General features: G+C 49.0%; 30 protein-coding genes. 19 read left to right on the top strand and 11 right to left on the bottom strand.

Annotation, left to right across the window (positions count from 1 at the left end):
* Positions 1–17 precede the first annotated feature (17 nt).
* The 4 genes from BJU60_RS02300 to BJU60_RS02285 all read left to right on the top strand — a co-directional run bounded on the left by BJU60_RS02300 (position 18) and on the right by BJU60_RS02285 (position 2,854).
* Entirely contained in the window at positions 18–1,436 is a 1,419-nt protein-coding gene (locus BJU60_RS02300) for a glycoside hydrolase family 32 protein (protein ID WP_070327301.1), read from the top strand.
* A 125-nt stretch (positions 1,437–1,561) separates the two neighbouring features.
* Positions 1,562–1,855: a hypothetical protein gene (locus BJU60_RS02295; RefSeq protein WP_070327300.1), complete on the top strand. Its 294-nt coding sequence runs from the start codon at positions 1,562–1,564 to the stop codon at positions 1,853–1,855.
* A gap of 77 nt (positions 1,856–1,932) precedes the next feature.
* Positions 1,933–2,355, top strand: a complete 423-nt coding sequence (locus BJU60_RS02290) for a hypothetical protein (RefSeq protein WP_070327299.1) — start codon at positions 1,933–1,935, stop codon at positions 2,353–2,355.
* Positions 2,356–2,437: 82 nt separating this feature from the next.
* Positions 2,438–2,854, top strand: a complete 417-nt coding sequence (locus tag BJU60_RS02285) for a hypothetical protein (RefSeq protein ID WP_070327298.1) — start codon at positions 2,438–2,440, stop codon at positions 2,852–2,854.
* Between the two features lie 25 nt (positions 2,855–2,879).
* Here the strand turns inward: BJU60_RS02285 and BJU60_RS02280 are convergent, their stop codons facing one another.
* Complete coding sequence (locus BJU60_RS02280) at positions 2,880–3,725, bottom strand: alpha/beta fold hydrolase (RefSeq protein WP_070327297.1); 846 nt, start codon at positions 3,723–3,725, stop codon at positions 2,880–2,882.
* 116 nt (positions 3,726–3,841) lie between these two features.
* Here BJU60_RS02280 and BJU60_RS02275 point away from each other — a divergent pair, with 116 nt between their 5' ends.
* The 3 genes from BJU60_RS02275 (at position 3,842) to BJU60_RS02265 (ending at position 6,686) form a co-directional block, all read left to right on the top strand.
* Positions 3,842–4,837, top strand: a complete 996-nt coding sequence (locus BJU60_RS02275) for a helix-turn-helix transcriptional regulator (RefSeq protein ID WP_070327296.1) — start codon at positions 3,842–3,844, stop codon at positions 4,835–4,837.
* A gap of 221 nt (positions 4,838–5,058) precedes the next feature.
* Complete coding sequence (locus BJU60_RS02270; protein WP_070327295.1) at positions 5,059–5,919, top strand: metal-dependent hydrolase; 861 nt, start codon at positions 5,059–5,061, stop codon at positions 5,917–5,919.
* 8 nt (positions 5,920–5,927) lie between these two features.
* Positions 5,928–6,686 carry a DUF817 domain-containing protein gene (locus BJU60_RS02265; RefSeq protein WP_070327294.1) on the top strand — a complete coding sequence of 253 codons (759 nt, stop codon included), beginning with the start codon at positions 5,928–5,930 and terminating at the stop codon, positions 6,684–6,686.
* A gap of 38 nt (positions 6,687–6,724) precedes the next feature.
* On the opposite strand, the gene BJU60_RS02260 is transcribed toward BJU60_RS02265, so the two are convergent.
* Positions 6,725–7,132, bottom strand: coding sequence for a hypothetical protein (locus BJU60_RS02260; RefSeq protein WP_070327293.1), 408 nt, complete (start codon positions 7,130–7,132; stop codon positions 6,725–6,727).
* Between the two features lie 300 nt (positions 7,133–7,432).
* On the opposite strand from BJU60_RS02260, the gene BJU60_RS02255 reads away from it, so the two are divergent.
* The 3 genes from BJU60_RS02255 to BJU60_RS02245 all read left to right on the top strand — a co-directional run bounded on the left by BJU60_RS02255 (position 7,433) and on the right by BJU60_RS02245 (position 10,145).
* Complete coding sequence (locus tag BJU60_RS02255) at positions 7,433–7,846, top strand: hypothetical protein (protein WP_070327292.1); 414 nt, start codon at positions 7,433–7,435, stop codon at positions 7,844–7,846.
* Positions 7,847–8,229: 383 nt separating this feature from the next.
* Positions 8,230–9,090 carry an ABC transporter permease subunit gene (locus BJU60_RS02250; RefSeq protein ID WP_167615653.1) on the top strand — a complete coding sequence of 287 codons (861 nt, stop codon included), beginning with the start codon at positions 8,230–8,232 and terminating at the stop codon, positions 9,088–9,090.
* Positions 9,090–10,145 carry an ABC transporter permease gene (locus tag BJU60_RS02245; protein ID WP_070327290.1) on the top strand — a complete coding sequence of 352 codons (1,056 nt, stop codon included), beginning with the start codon at positions 9,090–9,092 and terminating at the stop codon, positions 10,143–10,145. The genes BJU60_RS02250 and BJU60_RS02245 overlap by 1 nt, the downstream gene beginning before the upstream one ends.
* A gap of 42 nt (positions 10,146–10,187) precedes the next feature.
* Here BJU60_RS02245 and arr read toward each other — a convergent pair whose 3' ends face one another.
* Together arr and BJU60_RS02235 are read right to left on the bottom strand one after the other, a co-directional pair.
* The gene (gene arr / locus BJU60_RS02240; protein ID WP_070327289.1) at positions 10,188–10,604 is read right to left on the bottom strand and encodes an NAD(+)--rifampin ADP-ribosyltransferase; all 417 of its coding nucleotides are present in this window, start codon (positions 10,602–10,604) and stop codon (positions 10,188–10,190) included.
* A 130-nt stretch (positions 10,605–10,734) separates the two neighbouring features.
* On the bottom strand, positions 10,735–11,196 hold the full coding sequence (locus tag BJU60_RS02235) for a GNAT family N-acetyltransferase (protein ID WP_367946372.1): 462 nt from the start codon (positions 11,194–11,196) through the stop codon (positions 10,735–10,737).
* 64 nt (positions 11,197–11,260) lie between these two features.
* Between BJU60_RS02235 and BJU60_RS02230 the strand changes: the two genes are divergently transcribed.
* Positions 11,261–11,500, top strand: coding sequence for a hypothetical protein (locus tag BJU60_RS02230; RefSeq protein ID WP_070327288.1), 240 nt, complete (start codon positions 11,261–11,263; stop codon positions 11,498–11,500).
* Between the two features lie 188 nt (positions 11,501–11,688).
* Here BJU60_RS02230 and BJU60_RS02225 read toward each other — a convergent pair whose 3' ends face one another.
* The 6 genes from BJU60_RS02225 to BJU60_RS02200 form a co-directional block, all read right to left on the bottom strand.
* Complete coding sequence (locus tag BJU60_RS02225) at positions 11,689–12,534, bottom strand: GGDEF domain-containing protein (RefSeq protein WP_070327287.1); 846 nt, start codon at positions 12,532–12,534, stop codon at positions 11,689–11,691.
* A 643-nt stretch (positions 12,535–13,177) separates the two neighbouring features.
* Positions 13,178–13,708 (bottom strand): hypothetical protein, encoded by a 531-nt coding sequence (locus tag BJU60_RS02220; protein ID WP_070327286.1) that lies wholly within the window; start codon positions 13,706–13,708, stop codon positions 13,178–13,180.
* Positions 13,705–14,121 carry a group-specific protein gene (locus tag BJU60_RS02215; protein WP_070327285.1) on the bottom strand — a complete coding sequence of 139 codons (417 nt, stop codon included), beginning with the start codon at positions 14,119–14,121 and terminating at the stop codon, positions 13,705–13,707. Before BJU60_RS02215 ends, BJU60_RS02220 begins: the two co-directional genes overlap by 4 nt.
* A 10-nt stretch (positions 14,122–14,131) precedes the next feature.
* Positions 14,132–14,410, bottom strand: coding sequence for a hypothetical protein (locus BJU60_RS15320; protein WP_070327284.1), 279 nt, complete (start codon positions 14,408–14,410; stop codon positions 14,132–14,134).
* A complete protein-coding gene (locus BJU60_RS02205; RefSeq protein ID WP_141737212.1) occupies positions 14,407–14,853 on the bottom strand; it encodes a hypothetical protein in 447 nt (148 codons plus the stop codon). Before BJU60_RS02205 ends, BJU60_RS15320 begins: the two co-directional genes overlap by 4 nt.
* A gap of 13 nt (positions 14,854–14,866) precedes the next feature.
* Entirely contained in the window at positions 14,867–15,322 is a 456-nt protein-coding gene (locus tag BJU60_RS02200; protein WP_070327282.1) for a helix-turn-helix transcriptional regulator, read from the bottom strand.
* Positions 15,323–15,496: 174 nt separating this feature from the next.
* Between BJU60_RS02200 and BJU60_RS02195 the strand changes: the two genes are divergently transcribed.
* The 5 genes from BJU60_RS02195 (at position 15,497) to BJU60_RS02170 (ending at position 18,727) form a co-directional block, all read left to right on the top strand.
* A complete protein-coding gene (locus tag BJU60_RS02195) occupies positions 15,497–15,796 on the top strand; it encodes an SMI1/KNR4 family protein (RefSeq protein WP_070327281.1) in 300 nt (99 codons plus the stop codon).
* Between the two features lie 11 nt (positions 15,797–15,807).
* The gene (locus BJU60_RS02190) at positions 15,808–16,383 is read left to right on the top strand and encodes a hypothetical protein (RefSeq protein WP_141737210.1); all 576 of its coding nucleotides are present in this window, start codon (positions 15,808–15,810) and stop codon (positions 16,381–16,383) included.
* 152 nt (positions 16,384–16,535) lie between these two features.
* A complete protein-coding gene (locus BJU60_RS02185; protein ID WP_070327279.1) occupies positions 16,536–16,904 on the top strand; it encodes a PH domain-containing protein in 369 nt (122 codons plus the stop codon).
* Positions 16,905–17,709: 805 nt separating this feature from the next.
* Positions 17,710–17,997: a hypothetical protein gene (locus tag BJU60_RS02175; RefSeq protein WP_070327277.1), complete on the top strand. Its 288-nt coding sequence runs from the start codon at positions 17,710–17,712 to the stop codon at positions 17,995–17,997.
* Positions 17,975–18,727 (top strand): hypothetical protein, encoded by a 753-nt coding sequence (locus BJU60_RS02170; RefSeq protein WP_070327276.1) that lies wholly within the window; start codon positions 17,975–17,977, stop codon positions 18,725–18,727. Before BJU60_RS02175 ends, BJU60_RS02170 begins: the two co-directional genes overlap by 23 nt.
* A 434-nt stretch (positions 18,728–19,161) precedes the next feature.
* On the opposite strand, the gene BJU60_RS02165 is transcribed toward BJU60_RS02170, so the two are convergent.
* Positions 19,162–19,878 carry a DUF5694 domain-containing protein gene (locus BJU60_RS02165; protein WP_070327275.1) on the bottom strand — a complete coding sequence of 239 codons (717 nt, stop codon included), beginning with the start codon at positions 19,876–19,878 and terminating at the stop codon, positions 19,162–19,164.
* A gap of 279 nt (positions 19,879–20,157) precedes the next feature.
* Here BJU60_RS02165 and BJU60_RS02160 point away from each other — a divergent pair, with 279 nt between their 5' ends.
* The 3 genes from BJU60_RS02160 to BJU60_RS02150 all read left to right on the top strand — a co-directional run bounded on the left by BJU60_RS02160 (position 20,158) and on the right by BJU60_RS02150 (position 22,119).
* Positions 20,158–20,640, top strand: coding sequence for an SRPBCC family protein (locus BJU60_RS02160; RefSeq protein ID WP_167615650.1), 483 nt, complete (start codon positions 20,158–20,160; stop codon positions 20,638–20,640).
* Between the two features lie 77 nt (positions 20,641–20,717).
* On the top strand, positions 20,718–21,119 hold the full coding sequence (locus tag BJU60_RS02155) for a GNAT family N-acetyltransferase (protein WP_254281621.1): 402 nt from the start codon (positions 20,718–20,720) through the stop codon (positions 21,117–21,119).
* Positions 21,120–21,138: 19 nt separating this feature from the next.
* Positions 21,139–22,119: a Gfo/Idh/MocA family protein gene (locus BJU60_RS02150; protein WP_070327273.1), complete on the top strand. Its 981-nt coding sequence runs from the start codon at positions 21,139–21,141 to the stop codon at positions 22,117–22,119.
* Positions 22,120–22,200 lie beyond the last annotated feature (81 nt).

Below are 22,200 nucleotides of genomic sequence, written 5' to 3'. Positions count from 1 at the left end.
AAAAAGGAAGTGATTGTATGAGTTGGACGAAGGCAGAGCGTTACCGCTCGTTACGTGACGTGAGTGCCCTCGAGATGGAGACGCTCCGCACGAAGACGGCCGCTTCCCCGTGGCGGTTCGGATACCATATCCAACCGCCGACAGGACTCCTGAACGATCCGAACGGATTCACGTATTACAACGGGGAGTATCACATGTTTTATCAGTGGTTCCCGCTCGGACCGGTACACGGTCTGAAGCATTGGTATCATGTCACATCACCCGATCTCGTCACGTGGACGGACCGCGGGGTGGCGTTAGTCCCGGAGACGACCGAAGACTCACACGGTGCCTATTCGGGCAGCGGCTTCGTGAAGGACGGTGAACTCCACGTCATGTACACCGGCAACCACCGGACGGACGACTGGACGCGTCACGCCTCGCAAATCATCGGCGTGCTACGAGACGGCAAGATCGAACGCCGGAACGTCGCCATCCCGGACGTACCGGCCGGCTACACGGAACATTTCCGTGACCCGAAAGTGTGGCTCGAGAACGATGCCTATTACGCCATCGTCGGAGCGCAGCGTGATAACGAGACGGGATGTGTCGTCTTGTATCGTTCAGCTGATTTGAACGACTGGACGTTCCTCGGCGAAGTCAAAACGGGTCTCGACCCGTTCGGCTACATGTGGGAATGCCCCGACGTGTTCGAACTGAACGGTCAACACGTCCTCGTCTTCTCGCCACAAGGCATCGAGCCGGATGGCCACCGTTATCACAACATCTATCAGTCTGGATTCTTGATCGGCAAACTCGACGTCGAGACGTTGACGTTCACACACGGAACGTTCGAAGAACTCGATTTCGGGTTCGACTTCTACGCACCACAGACGACCGAACATGAAGGCCGCCGTGTACTTGTCGGTTGGATGGGTTTGCCGGAGATTGACTACCCGACGGACCGCTACGGCTGGGCCCACGCCTTGACGTTGCCGCGTGAACTCTCGCTCGAGGACGGATTGCTCAAACAGCGTCCGGTGCAAGCGATGACGAAGCTACGCCAAGACGAATTCGTCAACACATCCGGTACGGTGATTGAAACTTCGACACCGGACCGTTACGAGCTCGAGCTGAAAACGGACGGATCTGACTTCACGCTCGACCTGCTTCAAGTCGGGAATGAGTCACTCGTCATTCGTTATGATGCAGCGACGCATGAACTGACGATTGACCGGACGAACGCCGGTGAGCCGTTCGCGACCGAGTTCGGAACGACCCGGACGAAAACGATCGCCGTCGAATCACTTCACGTGTTCGTCGACTCGTCGAGTGTCGAATGTTTCGTCAATGACGGCGAGGCCGTCGCCACGCTCCGCGTGTTCCCGAGCGAGCTTGAAAAACAGTTGCGTTATGAAGGAGCGACTGCGAGCCTGACCGGTTGGACGTATCAATAAGGAAGAGCTGGGCTTCGGCCCGGCTTTTTTTGTTGTCCTAAAAATCCGACTGCTTCATTCCTTGCGTGTGTTATTCTGGGAATAGGAAATAACTTACATATCAAACAACAGGAGACGATAGGACAATGTGGATCATATTTGGATTACTTGCGATTGGGGCGACGTTATTTAATTTATATACGTTCAGTGTAGGGAAAGATTACAAGCTGCCGATGGCAATTGCTTTATCGCTGACCGCGTTGACGCTGTGCGCGGATTATAGTTATTTAACAGTCTGGGTCGAAGCGGAGGATTGGAGTGCGTTGGCGGATGTCGTACCGGGCATGGGACGAGCGTGGTGGGTGCTGACGAGCATCTCGATTGGATTGAACATGTTGCCAATCTTTTTAGAACGAAGCATGAAGAAACGAAGATTATAATTCCGAAATGCAAGTGAAACCAAGCGCTCACTTTTTGCGTATGAAAGGATAATCATAAACTTGGGAGTGATGTAATTGTGGACCGACTGTTTGATTTTATGAAAGAAGTAAGGCGGATCACGTTGCCATATGGATATGGCAGAGAACGACTCAAGGCGATTGACGCTGAAGAGATGGATCAGGTGAAAATCGCTGAGTCCTCAGGGCGGACGCGATTCAGTGAACAATTTTTAGTCGAGTTGAATCGATTAAATGACATTAAAGTGTTCGCGGACATGCTTCGAAATGCTGATGAGTTTACGGGCGAAACGATTCACAATGAACCGGATTTTGATCTCGAAATCCGTTACAAGGGCGATGACGTGGAACGCTATCAACTTTGGCTCGGAAGAAGGGGGACTCCGAGTGTGTTGATGAATGTCGCCCACACACACCTCGTCTACAGAGTACCGGCGGACGTCACGGACCGCTTGATTTTTACGCTCGGGATTGACGACTAAAGAAGTTAATTGTGTTCATCCATGAAACCTAGCATACGCGTCTCTCGTATAGATACAAGACAACATGTGGAGGTGAGACTAGATGAAACGCCGGGATAAATGGATGACAGGTATAGCTGCACTGACCGTAGGGTTAATGGGAGGGTGCGAAACGAGCGAGCTCGTCGCGGAAGACATCGCGCAAGTCCGTATCGCTGAATCGGTCGACTTTGGTCGGTTCCAGGAGCAGGCCGTCGTCACGTACGACAGACTTGAAGACGTCAAGGTATTCGCGGACATGATTCGAAATGCTGACGAACAACCAGGAATCGTGAATATGGCGACACCCGAATATGATGTGGAAGTTCGATTTAAGAGTGACGAGACGGATCGCTATTACGTCTGGATTGGGGAATCCGGTAAACCGACTAGCCTGATGAACGTGAATGATACGAACACGGTGTACCTCGTCCCGGCTGACGTGACGGACGAGTTGATTGAACTGCTTGAGACGGATTGAAAAAAGACACCTGACTAAAGGTGTCTCACGAGTTGAAGCGGATAAAGCGCTCGATCTGTTGTTCGCTCTTCCGGGCGTGGCGGCCGATCCAAATCAAGTGGCCGGGGCTGTTCAAGATGATAAGTTGAGCGTGCGAGATGAGCCGCTTCGCATAATAGGCGTGACGGATCGGGACGGCCTTGTCGTTTTTAGAGTGAACGATGTACGTCGGACAAGTCACCCCGAGCAACGCCTCGGCGGCGACACGTTGCCTAAGATCGAACTGGGCGCCAAGCCCGAACGTCATCTGACTCGCGACCCGCTTCAATAAGAAGATATCGTACGGCGTCACTTCGTCGCGAACGGCGTCTAGTGCGAGCAGACTCGTCGATTCGATCATCCGCGCCGTCGCCTCGAACGGTTGCTTTTGAAGCGCTTTAAAGACGAAGTACTTCATCGCATATTGCGCCAGGATGAACGCGGGCTGGGCGACGTTTCGGCTGACGTAGTCTCGGTACGGGAAGTCGACCGCGCTCGTCACGGCGGCGGCGAGCGTCAAACTCGACGCCCGCTCATTGTCAGAAGCGAGCTCGATCGCCGTCGGTCCACCTGCCGAGATGCCGTAGATGTGATAGCGATCGATGGCCATGACTTCCATCAAGCGCTGTAAGTGTCCTGCGAACTGTTGGGGCGTGGCCGAAAATGAGTACGGAGTCTCACCGTATCCAGGTCGCGATGGGACAATGACCCGGAATCCGGACAAGACGAGACGGTCCACATGGTACGGTTCTAGACTCGACGATTGGGTCCCATGAATCAAGATGACGACCGGACCATGACCGCGGTCCATATATTCGATTTTCGTGCCGTTGACATGGGCATAGTGTTTCACAGCGGCGTGCGCCTCCTTAAATGAATTGTAATGGAAAATAACTTTATTTCATGGAAATTACATGATAATGTCTGTTTATACATCATACATATAGAGAACTGAAAGGGGATTAAACCGTGAACAACCGAGAACGGTTACTCGAGGTGAGACGGTTTTTCGAACGCCACACAGATGACAATCATCCAAAGACGTTAGAAGACTTGCTCGAATACTTATCGACAATTGGAGATACTTCTAAGTTAGCAAAAAAATCGGTGAAAGACGACATTCAAGCATTGACCGATTCGGGGTTCGAGGTGCAGGATGAGCTTGAAAAGAACGGTCTCGCCAAAAAATACTGGCATTCGGCCCGTCTATTTGAAATTCACGAGCTTCGCATGATGGTCGATGCGATCGTCGCGGCCAAGTTCATCTCGGAAGATGTGACGGAAAGTATCGTCGAGAAGCTCCAGAAGCTGACGAGCATCCCGGAAGCAGAGACGCTCCAATCGATCATCAAGACACCGAAGAAAAAGCATGGACAGATCCCGTACCATATCGACCGCATCCAACGGGCGATCCAAGAACAGAAGGCGATCTCGTTCCAATACACGGACGTCGTCGGCTTTGACGTCACGAAACGCACGTTCCCGCTCCGCCGTGACGGCGAGCGCTACGTCGTCAATCCGATCGACCTACACTGGAACCATGAGCAGTACTATTTGATCGGCATCGACGAATCGATCGGGGAGATTCGCAACTACCGTGTCGACCGCATCGTCAATTCGGAAATCGTCGAGGACGACACGCCGCGCCTGAAGCATCATCTGGCGGACGATTACTTCCAAAAATCGTTTAACATGTATAACGGGCTCGATGAGGAGATCATTCTCGCCGTCGATGAGCGGGTGCTCCCGGTCATCTTCGACAAGCTCGGGGAAGACGTGTCGATCACACGTGAAGAGGAACGATTCCTCATCCGCTTCGACGCGGCCGTATCAGACGGTTTCGTCTTCTGGCTCCTGTCGCTCGGTACGCAAGTCGAGGTGCTCGAACCGGTCACGCTGCGCGACCATATGCGTGAAACGATTGAGTCGATGGCAAGCCGTTACGCCAAGGCGAGCATCCACTAAAACGATTGATTTGAAACTGTGATATACTGCTTGCGACACTTGTAGAAGGGGGACAGGCGGATGTTGAATTGGATGCCTTTGATCATTCCGATTGTCGCTGTCATTTTTGTCGCCGTCGTCGCAAGACGCGCCATGAAAATGGACCAAGAGAAATAAAGCACGGACGGACATCCGCCTCGCGATGAGGGGGATGTCTTTTCAAAACAGAAAGAAGGTGTTGCATGGATACGATCACACATACGTTGTTCGGCTTGACGCTGTACGGGGCGGCCGACAAACGTGAACTACAAAAAAACGAAAAGCGGGCGCTGTTCGTGACAACACTCGTCGGGAGTCAGATTCCGGACAGTGACGTCGTCTCGCGGTTATGGGACACGGAAGGGATGTATCAGATGTGGCACCGCGGCATCACCCACTCGATTTTCCTCGTGCCGCTGTTCGCGTTACTGATTTACATACTCGTCCGCGTACTGTTCAACGTGACCGATGTCCGCTATTTCTGGTGGGCGCTCTTATCCGTCTTCATCCATAATACGGCCGATTTGTTCAACGCCTGGGGGACCGGTTATTTCGAACCGTTGTCCGACGTCCGGGTCACGTTCGGCGTCATCCCGATCGTTGACTTCGTCTATTGGGGGATTTTCCTCGTCGCTTGGCTGATCGCGCGTCGGGCGGACGTCCGGCATACGGTGTATCGCTACGCTTGGGCAGCCATCGTTGTCCACGTCTTGGTTCAAAGTGCGCAGGGTGCGTACTTGTATCAGACGTACGCCGCCGAGCACGATGAAGTGGCACTATCGGCCTCGTTCATCCCGACCCAGTTCACGGTCGTCACGAAAACGGACGAGAGCGTCTCGATCTTCAGTGACTCGATCTATCAGACACCTGAGCTCGAATACGAGCTGACGAGCGCGGACGATGCCGACTTGACGCCGCTGTTTGATGAGAATAAAGAAGCGATCACGCTCAAACAGTGGTCCCCGTTCGTTGTCGTCGTCGAAGAGGATGAACGTCTCGGTCTATACGATCCGCGTTTCTTTGACGGCGAGTCGTCATTCCTCTATGAATACATCGAATTGTAGGTGACATCATGCGACGTATCCGCTATTTGTTCATTTTCGGTTACGAGCAGGCGCTCAGTTGCATCTTCCCGGTTGCGATCTTCGGTGCGCTCGCGCTGACAAAATGGCTCGACTTTCCGCTGCCACGCTATGACGTGCTGCTCATTTGGTGCCTGCTCGTCCAAGTCGTGCTCGTCAAAACCGGGCTCGAGACGATGGAAGAACTGAAAGTCATCAGTTGGTTCCACGTCATCGGTCTCGGCCTCGAACTGTTCAAAGTACAGATGGGGTCGTGGAGCTATCCCGACGAGGCGCTGACGAAACTTTTTGGCGTCCCACTTTACGCCGGCTTCATGTATGCGAGCGTCGGCAGTTACGTCGTCCAGTCGTGGCGCCGGCTCGACCTCGAGTTTTTGAAGATGCCACCACCGCTGATCGCTTTCGGGCTCGGTATTGCCATCTACTTCAACTTCTTTTGGCACCATATTTGGCTCGATTTGCGCTGGCTGTTGATCGGACTCGTCTTTCTCACGTTCGGTCGGGCCATCGTCACGTACCGGCTTGACGACCGCCGTTTCACGATGCCGGTCGTCGTCGCTTTCTTTTTGATCGCCTGCTTCATCTGGTTCGCCGAGAATATCGTCACGTTCTATAACGGTTGGGCGTATCCGAATCAGTTGAGCGGCTGGGCACTCGTCGACCTCGGCAAGTTGTCGTCGTGGTTCTTGCTCGTCATCATCAGCATCTTGCTCGTGGCGTGGCAGAAGCGACGCCAGGAACTCTCGTAAAAAACGTGTGCAACCGGAATCGGTCGCGCACGTTTTTTTTAGGTCGTTTGTTGTTTGGAGCGGGCCCACATATGGACGATGAATATATAGAGTGGGAACGTGAGCGTGAGGGCGATGATCAATAGCCCGAAGGCGGGACTCGGCCAGGCTGCTTCGTTAGGAGGAGGGATGATACGCGTCCAGCCGTATGTGAACAGCGCCAAATAAGGGAGCCATGAAACGTACAGGGATAGGTTCCATGGTGAAGGTGCGAGTCGCCTGATGCGTTTGACGATGACCTGTGTGAACAAGACGAGTGAAGCAAGACCGATAGTAGCGATGACAAGCATATAAACATGATCCATTATCAAATAGAGCCGTCCACTGTTGGCGAGCAGTTGAATGTTCAAACATAGTAGGACCGCTAGCAAGATGGAGATTGTTTGTAATTTTAGAAAATGGGTCATAACAGTCTCCTTGGAAATGAAGAATTGATGAAACATTATTCAGAAGAGTTCGTATAGTATGGAAGAAGTGATTAGGTTGGCATAATTAACTGCGTTTTGGTTTGTTGGATTCATGTGTGTGCTCTCGACGTTTATGTATGCATCACAGTGGCGGAGCGAGCGCAAACTGATGAAATTGTTGGGAGCCATGTTTAGTATTCTCTTTACCATCATGTGTTTCCTGCTTGCCGTTCCGGATACATATAGTCGATATATATTCAAATGTTTTCTCCTACACACTGAAGAATAGGTAGTGATGGCATGATTGATTTGATTGGTTTTTGGTGCATCGCGCTCGCACTTATTGGTGCGACATTGATGTATTATGTCCAGTGGCGAAAGGAACGGAAAGTTGCAAAGCTGTTTGCGTCCATAGGATCGATGCTATTAGTGGTTCTCGTGTTACTCATAACAGTCCCTGATACGTATGACCGGGCGAGCGGTCGATATAAAACGGAGACGGGTTCGTGTTATGTCGTTGATAACGGGGCGAGAGCCCGTGATATCGACGTCTATATGAATGACATACCGTATGAGACGCGCGTTCGGCCCGATATACCGTACGGTCCGGGAAATGAATTTGATTGCATTGTTACGTTGACGCAACAATTGAATACGCTCGTCGATTATGAGTTACGGTCTGAGGATGGTGACGTTCTGTTTTCGACATACTAAAGTATTCCTTTCAAATGGGAATACTTTTTTTAAAGAATAATATGTAATAGGCTGCTTTATTTTGTGAAATGCCTATAAGGCCTAGCACTGCCATTAGTTACGATTAGATGTTACTCCGTCTTAAATACATAATTTTCGGAATATTGTTTTTATTTCTATATGGATTGTGATAGAATCATAACAGTGTATATGGATATTTTTTACTTTCGTATCAACGATATGCTTTATTTTGGTTTGGCTTCTTTATTACCGATAAAGATTTTTCGACTAGATGTTCCTTTCATAAAGAACACAACGGTTAGAAAATCCCATGGCTCATTGCTTATTTGCAAGCCCAACGACCTCATCAAAAATCGATTTATTTTTAGAAAGGGGAAGACATGATGAATTTGATTGCTCAAAAATCGGCTCAGTTTTTCATCACACTGTTTGTGTTGATTGCGATCAGTGCCTTGCCGTCACTCGTCGCGCAGCTCGAGTTCGTGCCATCGAATTACTGGAACGGGCTGCAACAACAATTTAGTCAGTTGGCGAAACTTGATGAGATTACATACTATAACGTCACAGCGCAACGAGAGTTACCGTTATTGCCTGCACTCGGTCCGCTCATGAAAGAGACGGTCATCATCTTTATGACGTCACTCGTCGTCTCGGTCGGGTTCGCTCTTCTATACGCTTATTTCTTTTATCGAAGCGGGAAGCGTGTGCGCACGGTGCTCCAACAAACGAGCCAGACGCTCGAGATGATTCCGGATTTATTTTGGCTCATCTTCTCGCAATTCCTCGCCATCACGATTTACAAGCAGACGGGGTTTGATCGGATTGAAGTCGCAGGCGGGTTTGCCGAATACATACGCTTTTTGCCGATTGTGACGTTGACGCTCACCATCCTGTTCTTCTTCCTCAAATGGTTGACGAAACACATCCTTGAGGAGGAAGCGACGCTGTTTCTCGAGCTGGCGCGGGCCAAAGGCGTCCGACCGGCCGCCCTGTTCTGGAGACACTTGCTCCCGAATTTGGTGTATCGCTTCTATCTCTTTTTCCGCTCGAACCTAATTACGGTATTATCAAGTCTTTTAATCATCGAATATTTATTTAACGTACAAGGGATTTTCCGTTTCGTCGTCTATAATCCTGTCATGCCGATCCTACTTGTCATCTTGTTGGTCGTCTATATCCCGATCTTTATATTGGATTTACTGGCGGAATGGCTCATCCCGAACGCTTGGAAAGGAGGGATTTGATGCGTCGTACACTCCTGCGTGACCCAATTTTTATGATCGGTTTTATAATTTTTGTAAGTCTGCTGTTACTCAGTATCGGGAATACCGTGTTCCGTGATGGGCAAGTCGATCAATTCCTGAACCGTTACTCTGACGAGGGCCGCTTGATCGGCATCCCACCACTCGAACCATCTAAAGATCAATGGCTCGGAACCGACCGGGCCGGGAATGACTTGTTCCAAATGATGATCGAAGGTTTTAAGTGGACGGTCGGCATTTGTGCGACTGTCGCGCTCGGACGGATGGCGCTCGGCTTACTCGTCGGGATTCCGCTCGCGTTTCGCGGGGCACGCTTGAACCGAATCTTCAAAATGGTGTTAGATGGATTCTTGATTCTGCCTATCTCATTGTTGGCCATGATGATGTTATTCCCGTCCTTTTTCTTCGCAGACTCGACGATGGTGCCGCCGTTATTAGACCGCGTAACGCTTCAGTTGACGGTCTTCGTGGTGCTCGGATTGCCTGCCGTCACGCTCTATTTGACTACAGAGGTACGGCAATTACTTAAACAAGAGTTTATGATCGTCGCCGAGACGTTAGGAGGCAGCGTCTGGCATCGGACGAGGCGGCACCTGTGGCCGCACCTTGTCCCGACGTTGGTCATTGTCTTCATGCAACAGTTCGTGCAAACACTGATGTTGCTCATTCATCTCTCTCTGTTTGGGGTCTTTTTCGGAGGGACCGTTTTCCTGTTTGAAGGGGTCCGACCGACACTGTTTGAATGGTCGTCGATGTTCGGTTTTTATTTCAAGCAGTTCACGGCAATGACTTGGATGACGAACCATATGTTCCTCGTTCCGGCCCTCGGGCTGTCCATGCTCGTCTTCCTCAGCAACTTGTTGACGAGTCGGCTCGAGCGGGCGTTCCGATTACGACGTCAAAAATCAGTCGTCACCGATGACACGACGTCTCAAGCCGAGGCTTCAGCAGCAACGCTTGCGGATCCGTTCACACTCGTGCATGCGAATACCTCGTTTCAACAGATGAATCAAAAGAAAGCGGATGACATCATTTGATGACATCCGTTTTCTTATTCTTCAATGTGTTTCTCCTTCGTGTCAATCGTCAATCACATCTTCTCCAGCTTGCCGCAGTTTCTCAAGCGAGACGAGCATGTGCGCAATCACTTCGTCAGGATGACGTTCCCAAGCCCCGAGTACGGCCACGACTTTGAGCGGTGCCGTCGAGCGGTACGACCGGGTCGGGTTGCCGGGAAACCGTTTGTCGGTCAAGTTCGGATCGTTCTCGAAGTCACCGGTCGGTTCGACGAGATAGATGCGTTCACGGGCATCGGACTTCGCAAGCTCCGCTCCCCATTTGGCGGCATCGAGCGTCGCCGTGAAGTAGATATAATTCGATTGCTTGTCTTGATAATTTGAGTCGCGTCGGGGCTCAAGTACCTCCCCAAGCTTCAGTTCGACTTTTGTCCCGTGGAAGAACGGGCCCGGATCGAGCGGTTTTGATTCATTTGTCATGAGGCATCTCTCCTTTTGTCATGTATCCAAAGTATAGTGGCTAAAATTAGGAGGAGGTAGTCTGTTTTTGGTTACGGAATCACGATACAATGAGGCTAGGAAGAGCGGCTCGCTCTTCCCTTTTCCATATCTACAATTGTTTCCGGAACGAATAGCTGGTGATGGCGTAGCCCATCTTGTCCGTATAAAAGCGGTGCGCATCGGTCCGGGCGAGCCCAGACTCGAGCGCGACACATGTCGCCCCCTGATCACGGGCATACTCTTGGACGAAATCGAGCAACATCTCACCATATCCGCTTGAACGGTGGTTCGCACACGTGACGAGGTCGTAAATGAAGATGTGCTTCCCGAGATACAGGTTGACGCGTACCTCGATGCCGGCTAATGATACGATGTCGTCGTCCGCATATAATGCATGCAGCTCATACCCTTGTGGCCGCATCTTGGCGACGAGGTCTCGATACGACGCGAGGGTCAGGTCGGGCCGAAGCTGGTTCATGACAGCGAACGATTGGTCGAGTGCGAACGGCGTCTCGATCGGTTTGATCGAATAGATGGTCGATTGAATCGGAATCAGGCCTCCTTGGCTCAAATGGATTGTATCGTTTCAGTTCGCCTTCAAATGGCACAATTCCTGTTCGTAAGCGTCAGACGAAATGAATCGAGAGGGTGGGGGGGATGAGACATGCGTTGGTGATTACCATGACAGCATCCAAATGGCGGAGTCGGTGAGACAAGCAGTTGCCGAGCGAGGAGGAATCGACGTAATCGTCGCCTGGATCCATTCTGACGCGCCTGACACAAGACGTTGGTTGACGCACGAGGAGATTGCCGGGGGCGTGATCATGGCGATTCAGGAGAGCAAGTTGTGTCACATTGTAGGAGTTGTAGACTAACAAAACGAGTTATTCGTCATTTGATACAGCTAGGGATGTGGCAATATGAAAATTCTTATTGGTCAACCGAAGCTTGAACAACATCTACAGCAATTCATTCACCTCAAATGAATAGAACGTGCGATTACATATAAAAAACCTTGAATGACCACTTGTACCCAGTGATGATCATTCAAGGTCTTATAGTCTTATACGTCTAGGCTAGTTGCTGATGCTTTAGAGAGGATTTGCTCGACGACCGCATTGCAATTCTCTCGACTCACTTCATAAAATGTATCCTCATACGTCAATCCAACGTGTTCGCCGCTCTGCAGTTCATATTGTTCGAGCAGTGGGCGGATGCGATCATGGACGACTTGTGCAGATTCAGGTGATGTATACGGGAAAATGATAGCGAACGTATCGTGTGCGATCCGATATTTTTGATCGGTTCGTCTTGTTGCCATGTGGAGTTCGTCACTGAAGTAATTCAAAAACCATTCATATTCGGTGCGTCCATAACGTTCCTCGAAATGCGTGAACTCGTGCAGCTGGATAAACGAGACCGCGAAGGAACCACCGTGGCGGATGAGACGGTCTCGTTCTGAGTTGACGTCCATCCGAAACCGTTCGGCGTTGTCGAGCCACGTCTCGGGATCGACGGCAATCAGTTGCCGGGCCCGTTCTTCTAGCTCATGTCGTGACAACTGGACCTTCTTCACGAGTTGATGAATGAGGCCAGACACGATAGACATGGTGAGGAGGAGAGCTGTATAGCTAAGCCCTTTCCAGTTGAAAAACTGAACTTCTCCTTCTTGATAGATAGGAGCGAACCACAAGAAGTAGACAAACAAGAATGCCAGCAAGGCGACAGAAAACGTCAATCCTGCCCGCATCCCAAAGGCGAGCGAGGCAATGACGATGATTGGTAAAATGACTAACCCGATGACTCCAACGTCACTCATCAAGAGTAGAGACACGTATAGGATGGTGCCGATGATGAGGCAAGAGATGAGCCCGAATAGTTTAATTGATTCTTGAGTCCATTGATTCATGATCATTCCTCTTTCTGAGTTCGTGTTGTCCCATGTTTACGGAAATTCCTCGTTTATCTAGTAATAGTATAGACTAAACTATTGATTATAGACTAAGCAACAGAATTGGTGTCTGAATTCATCCCAATACTTTTTAAATAAATTTGACGACAGCTTATATGATCATACGTTAGTATCACGGCGGACAGTACATTCAAACTCACTATTATCTTGTGGCACTTACAGATACGTTGGCGTCGAGCCAGATTGATCAAGATATTTCAGCTGTGCAGTGGGTGTCGATTGATTCAATGCATACAATCAGTCATCTCTACCAAGAAGATGTTCAAATCATTTTGGATACGTATGAGCGATTTCAAAATAAACTTGAAATCTATAACTTATAGCTGGGGCATTTAGCAAACGATTCTCTCGGCGGATAGCCGACTTGTGATTGCGGAGCAAGCGTCGCACGCAATCCATTTAGATTGTCCAGACGTCATTATTTCGGTCGTAGAGGAATGTTTGTCTCGGCTGAAAACGAGTAGACATATTGAATAAGGACTTATTCAATATGATTTTAGATTCAAATAAAAACCGGCTAGTGAGAGTTTTTTCTCAATCAGCCGGTTTTATTGGATTACGACTCTTCTATTTAGAAGGATCAATTTTTGGCGTTAAGTAATTCGATTTTAAATACGCTCGTCATCCCCGATCGATCTTTCATCAGGATGACTGAGATTAAATCCTCTTCAGACAAGTCAGAGAGTTGGATGATTTTATCCTGTCGATAGATGCTCACCTGTTCTTCCACAATCTCATATCGAAGCGCGCCTTGATCAGTTGCGTCATCGAACGACATCTTTTGCACTTCAATGGCATCGTCTTCCACTTCTCGTACTTCTGCATAAAATGTTTCAATGTCAGACGGTGAAAGGACCCAGACATCTTGTTCATACGCTTTGTAGGCGTCGGTGTATCCTGCAACATAACTGATCAAGACGCTCACGACTATAGTGACGATGAATAAGACAATCGCAAGTTTATCAGGCGGTGCGATGGCGGCACCTTGGCCTGGATTTGATTGTACAGTGTTAGTTCGACGTCGTTTGTACACTTTGATATAAATGGTGGTAGCAGTTGCGACCAGAACCAAAATGACAAACCCTGTGACTAAATAAATCGGGAACATCATAAACTATCCTGCTTTACATATGACGTTACGTAATGGGCAGCGATACATGAAGGAATGTCCTCGAGCGGTCCCGTCAACTTGATGACGTGGGGGAGATGATAAAACGTGCTCGTCGTCTCGAAGTCATCGAAACGATTTGCTGCGTCATGGATGAACAGTGGTACGTCCGCGCCGAGGGCGATCCCGAGTTCGACGTGGCTGCTCTTCCCGGCCGGTAGCAAGATGACGACAAAATCAGATGTACGAATCGCTTCGTATTCTTTGGCGCCGATGTCTCGCAAGTCCTCGATTGTCGCTGCTCGTTCATTCATGGTCCAATCGTATGTATGGGTGTGGCCTTGTTCGATGAAATGGTCCCGCAATTGCCGGACGTGATTGATGTTATAAAAACCGGACCCGATGTAAAACTTCATAAGTAGCCTCCTAAATCGTGTTCATGTTGTATGCGACGACTCGCCATAATAGAAATAGAAACGCGAGAGCATAGGCTGTGAGCAAGCCGATCCCGAAAGTAATGCCTTGTCGTCGCGTCCACTTTCGACTGTGACATATGTGAAAGCTGAAACCGATGGCCGAAATGATGAGCAAGGTGGCTGTACCGCCTATCCAGACGAATCCAGCATGCGTCCAGTTCGGAGCGAGTAGAAAGTAGGGAATGGCAATCAGCAGGCTTGAAGATCCGATGAGTTGCGCTTTTGTCATAGCCGTTCGCGTGAAGCCGTGATCGCGACCTCGTGGATGATGAGTAACAGAATCGCGATGAAGAAAGTGATCAACGCGACGTATTCCGCTCCAACGTTCAAAAAGAAGTTGAGGCCGAACAACGGAGACACGAATAGAATGTAGAGCGGATATTGGATTGAAAATAAAGCGTCCAAAAGAAGGATGTCACGCATATATGTCTCGAAGCTGTTCAATGTAAAAACGGTGACACTCGCGAACAGGAGTGCCGTGATATATAGCTTGGCAACCTGGTTTCGTAATAAACAAGTTCCTAGTAGACAGAACAGGAGCGCGACCGAGGCTGCTGCATGCAGGGGACGAATCGTTGCGTCGGGGAAGGTGGCCGACGGGATAATGTTCACGATCAACGCGATGACATACACGACTGACAACGTCACGATGCATCTTTTATTAGTTTTCACGATCTGACTCCTTTCATGCGTCTTGCGCTAGTTTGACCAACACGAGTGTGGCTTCTTCTACGTCGAACGAGCTGTGCCACCGGACGTTTTGACGATCTAAAATCCGGTAATGGCCGCTGATCAAGTTTTGTTGCAACACATAATCTCCTTCTGTTGCGGTTTGCTTCCACCAGACACGACCACCGAGTGTCTTTGACTTCGGTTCGTACGAGACGTCTTTGGCGATCAGTCTGACGAACTCGACTGGGTCGTCCCCGATTTCGCTCAAAAGAATCTCGCTATCATTAAACAGGGCGCACAATGTGACGACCGTGCTCCAGTTGGCGATGGTCCGCTCTTTTTCGATTTGAATGAGCGTCTTTTTGGATAAGCCTAAGATGTCAGCCATCTCTTCTTGAGAATATTGTCGTTCAAGACGAACCGTTTTTACTTGTTTCGATACGAGTTGGATGAAATCCGATTTGTTCATCGAGCACCTCTTTGCTTGAAAGCATTAACCCTTTTCCAGGTGTTTTATTTACAATTAGTTACAAGTGTAATTTTACACTTAATGAGGTTGGTGTCAATGCAATTTCTCATTTCATGTATATAACTAGGTATCATTATTGCGATAAACTAGAGAAAGTTGGAGAGGAGAATGAGTATGACGAAAGAACAGTTGATGGCGCTGTTGCCGACTTCCGAGATAGAAATTAAACTTGAGGATACAGAAGGGCTAAAGCGTTTCGCATTTTTAAATGAACGCGATCGCTTCGACGAGGAAGAACCGTGGCCAAACCATCTCCCCATCATCGGGTATGAAGACTTCCTCGGTGACCTCGTCTGTGTCGACTTGAAGACGAACGAAGTCGTCATTGTCGACCATGAGACAGGTGAACGTGTCGAACAAATCGTGCCTTCGTTTGAAGATTGGCTACGTTCAGCCGATGGCGACTCACCATGACATGTGAAGACGTGCTGAAATCACTCCTGACCGAAGAGCGTCCCGTCAGCATTACGACATTTTCGGGTGAGCGGTTTCATGCGACGCTGCTCACTTTCGAGGATGCTTCGCGTCTTACGTTCTCTCGGCTCGGGCAACGACTCGGATATGACGCTTCTGGTGACTGGCTCGTCTATGGACGGGATGAGACGCTCTCTTTATGGAATGAGACGACTGATCAAATCAAGTCGATTCGGACGCCGATTGAGATGGTGCTCGACATTGTGCCGACGAATCACCGGCTGATCGAGCTCTTCAAGCAGGTGAACCGTGGCGAGTTGACGCCAGACGAGCTCCCGAGGCGCCGAATCCCACCTTTACGAGAGGATCTTGTCGATTGGTTATCCGCTGTCCGTACAGGCGCGCTGACGTTAGAAAACGTCTCCGACTTGGCCGCACATGCATTATGGCGGACGGAAGACATGCACCTTGATGCGCGCGTGATGGCCGGATTGGCGTTTTTGCACGGAGTCGATTTTCAAACGGAGCCCGGTGTGTATCTGTATGGGGAAGAAGAGCTCGGTTGGTGGCTACGATACCTTCGATAATTTCGATAATTTCGAAATATGATGAGAACTTAAGTACTGACTTTATAGTTAGCGATCGTTCGATTGTTTGTTCGATAACTTCTTGAGTATGGATAAATTAAATTGTAAAATATAGTTAATGCTATAAAAATCAAGAAAAAGGAGAACTTTATATGTCTAACTCTTTAACGCAATTAACTTGGACTTTTAATTCTGAGTGTGAAGTCCCACAAGATGTTTCGGATTTACTTATTTCAGGAGAAAACCCGGTCGCAGCTTATAAAACTATTCGTGATGTTGCAATTTTCACAAACAAACGACTTATTTTACGTGACGCACAAGGGCTTAGCGGAAAGAAAGTGGAAATTTATTCACTTCCATATCATTCGATTAATATGTACTCGACAGAAAATGCTGGTGGAATGTTTGATTTAAACTCAGAGGTTCAGCTTTTTACAAAAGCGGGTACAATCAAAATCAATTTAAACAAAAAAGTGGATATTCGAAAATTTGATCGTTTAATAGCGGAAGCGATTTTATGATTAATTTCAGCTGAGGTAGTTTGCCTCAGTTTTTTAATTCATTGATATTCTCAAAATTCTCCACCGCTATGGATTCTTACTGTCCATGTAGTGACTCATGGAAGGGACCTGATGAAACCGGATGGATTCATTGCTTTTATTTGATGTCTAGTCAGTCACTTGAGAAATAGTGCTTAGAGCGTTAATCGTACCAAGTATAAAGTCATATCGTTTATCTATTGCAAGAATGAGCGCACGGTGAAAAACGTATGTATGATGATAACGATATAAATCAACATAAGAGTTAAATAAAGGCGAGGGTTGTCGTTCTTTTTGAAGTAGCGAATCGTGTATTCAGAGATGATTACGCTACATACAGGCGCAATCGCCAAGGTCATCATGAATGGTAAGAAGAGAAGATGATCAAAAGCTACCAAATCAAGGAGTGCACTATCCCTTTCAATAAGTTTCACTTCAACTTTGAAATAAGATGTATTTAAAATGCAGTTCCAGGCTAAAAACGAGATAATTCCTATCAATCTTGTTCGCATAACACGACTCCCGTTAAACCAAATTTTAGATAATGATTACATAAATTATATGATAGGTTAAAAGTATAAACAAATTTATTATTGGTTCGTTGATGCGTTCATTCATCCATCAAATATTTAGAGCAGGGGTGAAATATGCGGTAACTATCTTATTCCAAGAACTTATCGGTTAAGATACGAATTGAGGTTTGCTTTATTGAAAGAACCATCGGGCGAAGATGTGCAACATTTCGAACGAATCTTGATGGGAGTCACTTCAAATCGGAGGGAATCACGTGGAGCTGCATTTGCCTAAGCGAATAAATCCGTTTTTCTGGTCGATGTTTCCGTTTGTTTTTGGGCTGGTCGGTTATTATCAAATTTTTATCAGTTGGGAGATTCCACAGTTTGGTTTTCGTGAGCTTGAAGACGTCTGGCGATTGGCTTTCATCCTATTCACGAGTGCCTGTGAGGCTGCCTGGATCATTGTCATTTTATGGATTGGGATTCAGTTGCTGAAAAAATGGTTTAAGTCAGCCAAACAAAAAGGAGTGAAACGCGATGACGATGAGCGGATCACATAACCGGTTACTTGATGCCGACTTGTGGGGCGGGACACTCATCACGCTGCATCAAGCAGACGACGCTGCCATCGTGACGTGGCGAGGCGAAGAAATAAAACTCGCACTCGCATTGACAGATCCGTTCATTCGCGTGATGGATGAAACCACATTTGTGCTTGTCGACTTCACACGCGATAACTTGCGACCAAACGCCTGGGTCGTTCGAGCGGACGGTTCCATCGAGACAAGTTTTCACGCCGGTACGTTTATCGCGTCCATCGTCGTCGATGAGTCGGGTATTTGGGTCGGCTATGGAGATGAGGGAATCTTTGGCGAGGGGATATCGACCGAGGCGCTCGTCTGTTTCTCAAGAAGCGGGTACGTCTTGTTTCGCTATAACCACGACACGCGTAAAGCCCCGATTATCGTCGACTGTGAGTTGATGATCACGACTGCCTCTGGCGTGTGGCTTTGTCCGTCCATTTGGTATGCCTTGATTCATCTCCATCGTGACGGTCGACTCGTCACATACCGGACGCCGAAGATGCTCCATGACAGCGAGGCGATGACGATTGAGGGCGAGACCGCGTATTTCGTGAAAGAGGGCGTACTGTATCGCTGGGCGTTCGGTCTGCGGGAGAAAGCGGTCGAATGTGGACAGCTTTCAGGAAAACTACGAGGCGCCCACGATAACGAAGGTGCCGGTTTTCTTCAAATCGAAGGGACGGATGTCACGTTCGTTTGTGTATGAATGGTACTTTTACCCGATTAAAGACGAGCGGTTTTTCAACAAGACATGGGACGACATCATCCGGGCGAACACGAATTGACGTGACGGGTTGTTGTTATTTCAACGCGTGAGCTTCCACTCGCATGCCAAGTGGAAGAATGGGTGAGCTATCCTCTGATTGAGTTGCCGTTTGAATTGTTATGCGGACTGGTCGATTGATTTGGAAGGGGTGGAGTCCATCCTGAGGCAATCATCGATTATATAGAAAACGATATAAGTTTATGATATTTCACATACCGTAAACGTTCATATATTTCAAAAAAAGTGGATACGATGATAAGTCGCTTCACGCATAAACACAACCATCCGCTTGCCGTCGAAAGGCTTCAAGACATCCCAAAGGAGAGAAGCGGAGAGCTTGCCCAGGCCATTCACCGAGGAGAACGGTAGAAAGCTTAGCCGAGGACTTGACTGAGCGTATGAACAGTATAGCGTTCGTTCGCTTCAAAAAGATGCCGCAACAGGTGGACGTGCGCCAATCCGTATAACATCACGATGCGGTCTCCTGTTTTAGCATCACGTGTCACGTGGTCATAGATTCGATGATTTCGGTAATTCCAATAGGATTCGACCCAGTGTGCACCAGTCGGACCAGTGGCGGCGATGTCCATATAAGCTTGATGCATGAAACGTGTAACCTCTTCTTGATTGATGTAGGTATAGAAATCGTTGATTGAATGTTGATGGAAAACAGTCTCCACGTTTTGCATGAGTGCGCGTTGTGTTGCGATAATCGCCTGCATCTCGACCGGATGCGTGTCTATCACGTCACCGAGGCTGACACCGTCGACCGTCTCGTTCCAATCAACGGCTCGAACGAAAGGTAAGCCGCACGTCTTGGCGAGCCGGAATCCAATTTGTTCACGTTCATCTTCAGTTGCAGCGAGCGGATCTGCCACATACGCTTGATAACGTTGATTAAACGAATGCTGATCAGTTTTCGCGACTTCGAGACAGACGGTGGTCGGCTCGAACCGAGCTAGTACACGGATAAAGTCGTCGATCTCTTGTTGACGTTTTGCGCCAAGAATATCGGTCGTCCCCGGCATGATCACATCACCGTTGTTCGGCATGTTCAGATGCGTTGTTCCGACGATTAATAGTTCGATCATGTTAACATCTCACTCCCTATCAAACATAATGTATAGTTTCCTTTTACGGATTATTGAATAAAAGGTTTCACTGCAAAATTCACGAACAGGAGAGCCGATTGAATCGAGACGACCTATGTGTATTTCGTTCGGTAAACGGAGAACAATCCATTCATCAAGCGACATGGACAATGCTTATCCGAACCGGACTTTTTTTGAAAACTGTATGGACAATGCGCTAAAACCAATGCTTCAATGAGAAGAAGAATGGGCGTCTATACCGATGAAGGAGGGTTTGATTTGAAACAACTTGAAGTAGCTACATACCACATGACAATTGACGCACCAATCGACCATGTTTTCTCCTGCCTCGCAGAAGATGAACATATCGTCAAATGGAACGACCATTTGATTGAAAACATTTATGAGGATGGGGACGCGTCACTCGTGACGGGGAAACGGTTCATCTCGGTCCAACAGTTCGAGAAGAAAGAGATTCGGGTCGAATCCGAATTGACGTATGTGAATCGCCCTTATGAGTGTGAAGTGCTAGCGATGACGAATCAGGGAATATCGACGTTTACTTATGTGCTGACCGAGACCCCGAATGGGACGGACGTAATAATTCGCCTCACACTCATCCCATCATCATGGTTTTATAAATTATACGTGAAAGGCTTTGCTTGGGCGATTCGACTCATTTACGACGATCAGTTCAAACAATTTCGGATCTATACGGAAGCGAGCGCACCGAAGCAGCCTTCCGTTCAGGGGGCGGAGTGACAATGATTCGACCTATTATTCCGACGCTGCGTGAGCCGGTGCGTGACGTCTTTATCGCTGAGTGGGGATAACCTCAAATGGTCATCTCGACCGGGACGTATGACTGCGCTACGCTCGACGGTTTCGTCGCGATGGAAGAAGCGACAATCATCGGGCTGATCACGTATGTCATTAGAGAAGAGGAACTTGAAATCATCTCGCTCGATAGTTTACGAGAAAACCGCGGCATCGGGTCGTCACTACTCGATGAAGTGGAGCGCTTGGCCCGGCTTCATCGACTCAAGCGTATGTCGCTCATCACGACGAACGACAACCTGAAGGCGCTTGCTTTTTATCAAAAGCGGGGTTGGCGCCTCGAACGAATCATCCCTGGTGCGGTTGATGAGGCCCGCCTACAAAAATCGTCGATTCCAATGATCGGCGAGCACGGCATCCCGCTCCATGACGAAATCATCCTACATAAAATTATCATCCACTAAAGAAACGAGGTACATCCTTATGATTCGATTCGGTATCATCGGCACGAACTTTATCACCCATTCATTTTTAGAAGCCGTCCACGAAGTCGAAGGTGCGACCGTTGCGGCCGTCTATTCACGGACAGCGGAGCGGGCGACCGAGTTCGCAAACGAGTATGGGATCGTCCATACGTTCACATCGCTTGACGATATGGCGATGAGCGACGTCATCGACGCGGTCTATATCGCAAGTCCGAACTCGCTCCATGCCGAGCAGAGTATCCTGTTCATGCGGCACGGCAAGCACGTCCTCTGTGAGAAACCGTTCGCCTCGAACGTCGACGAGGTCAAACTGATGCTCGAGACGGCGCGCGAGCACGACATCGTCCTCCTTGAGGCACTCCGCAACATGTTCATGCCGAACTTCCAAATATTGCGTCAAGCGCTGCCTCGCATCGGTCCCGTCCGGCGTGTCATCTTGAACAAATCGCAATACTCGTCGCGCTACGACTTGTATAAGCGCGGGGACAACCCGAATACGTTCAATCCCGCTTTCTCTAATGGTTCGCTGATGGACCTCGGCGTCTATTGCCTCGGTCCCGCCTTGAAACTGTTCGGTCGACCGGACGCCGTGCAAGCGAACGCCGTCAAACTCGAGTCGGGCGTCGACGGGAGTGGTTCGGCCATCTTGTCGTATGACGGCATGGACATCATCGTGCTTCATTCGAAGATTCACGGCACGGACGCACCGTCCGAAATCATCGGGGAAGCGGGGCGTATCGTCATCGACGATATCGCCTCACTCGACCGCTTGACGTTCGTCGGGCGCGACGGGACGACCGAGGAACTCGCCACGGAACAGACGACACACATGAAGTACGAGATTGAAGCGTTCGTGCTTATGATTCTAGCAGGCGAGAGGGAGACCGAGATCCACTCATTTGACGACATGCAGTTGCTTGCTGACGTCATGACCGATATCCGGCGCCGCATCGACGTCCGTTATCCGGCAGATGTATAAAAACAAGCCTCGAGCGCGCGCTCGAGGCTTGTTTTATGATTCTTTATTGAGATACAAATGGCGGATAAACAACCCGAGTGC

It is taken from the genome of Exiguobacterium aurantiacum (assembly GCF_001766415.1).
GTDB classification, from domain to species: Bacteria; Bacillota; Bacilli; order Exiguobacteriales; family Exiguobacteriaceae; genus Exiguobacterium; species Exiguobacterium aurantiacum_A.
The sequence above is the reverse complement of the archived record's forward strand: the minus strand, read 5'-3'. Positions and strand labels throughout refer to the sequence as shown.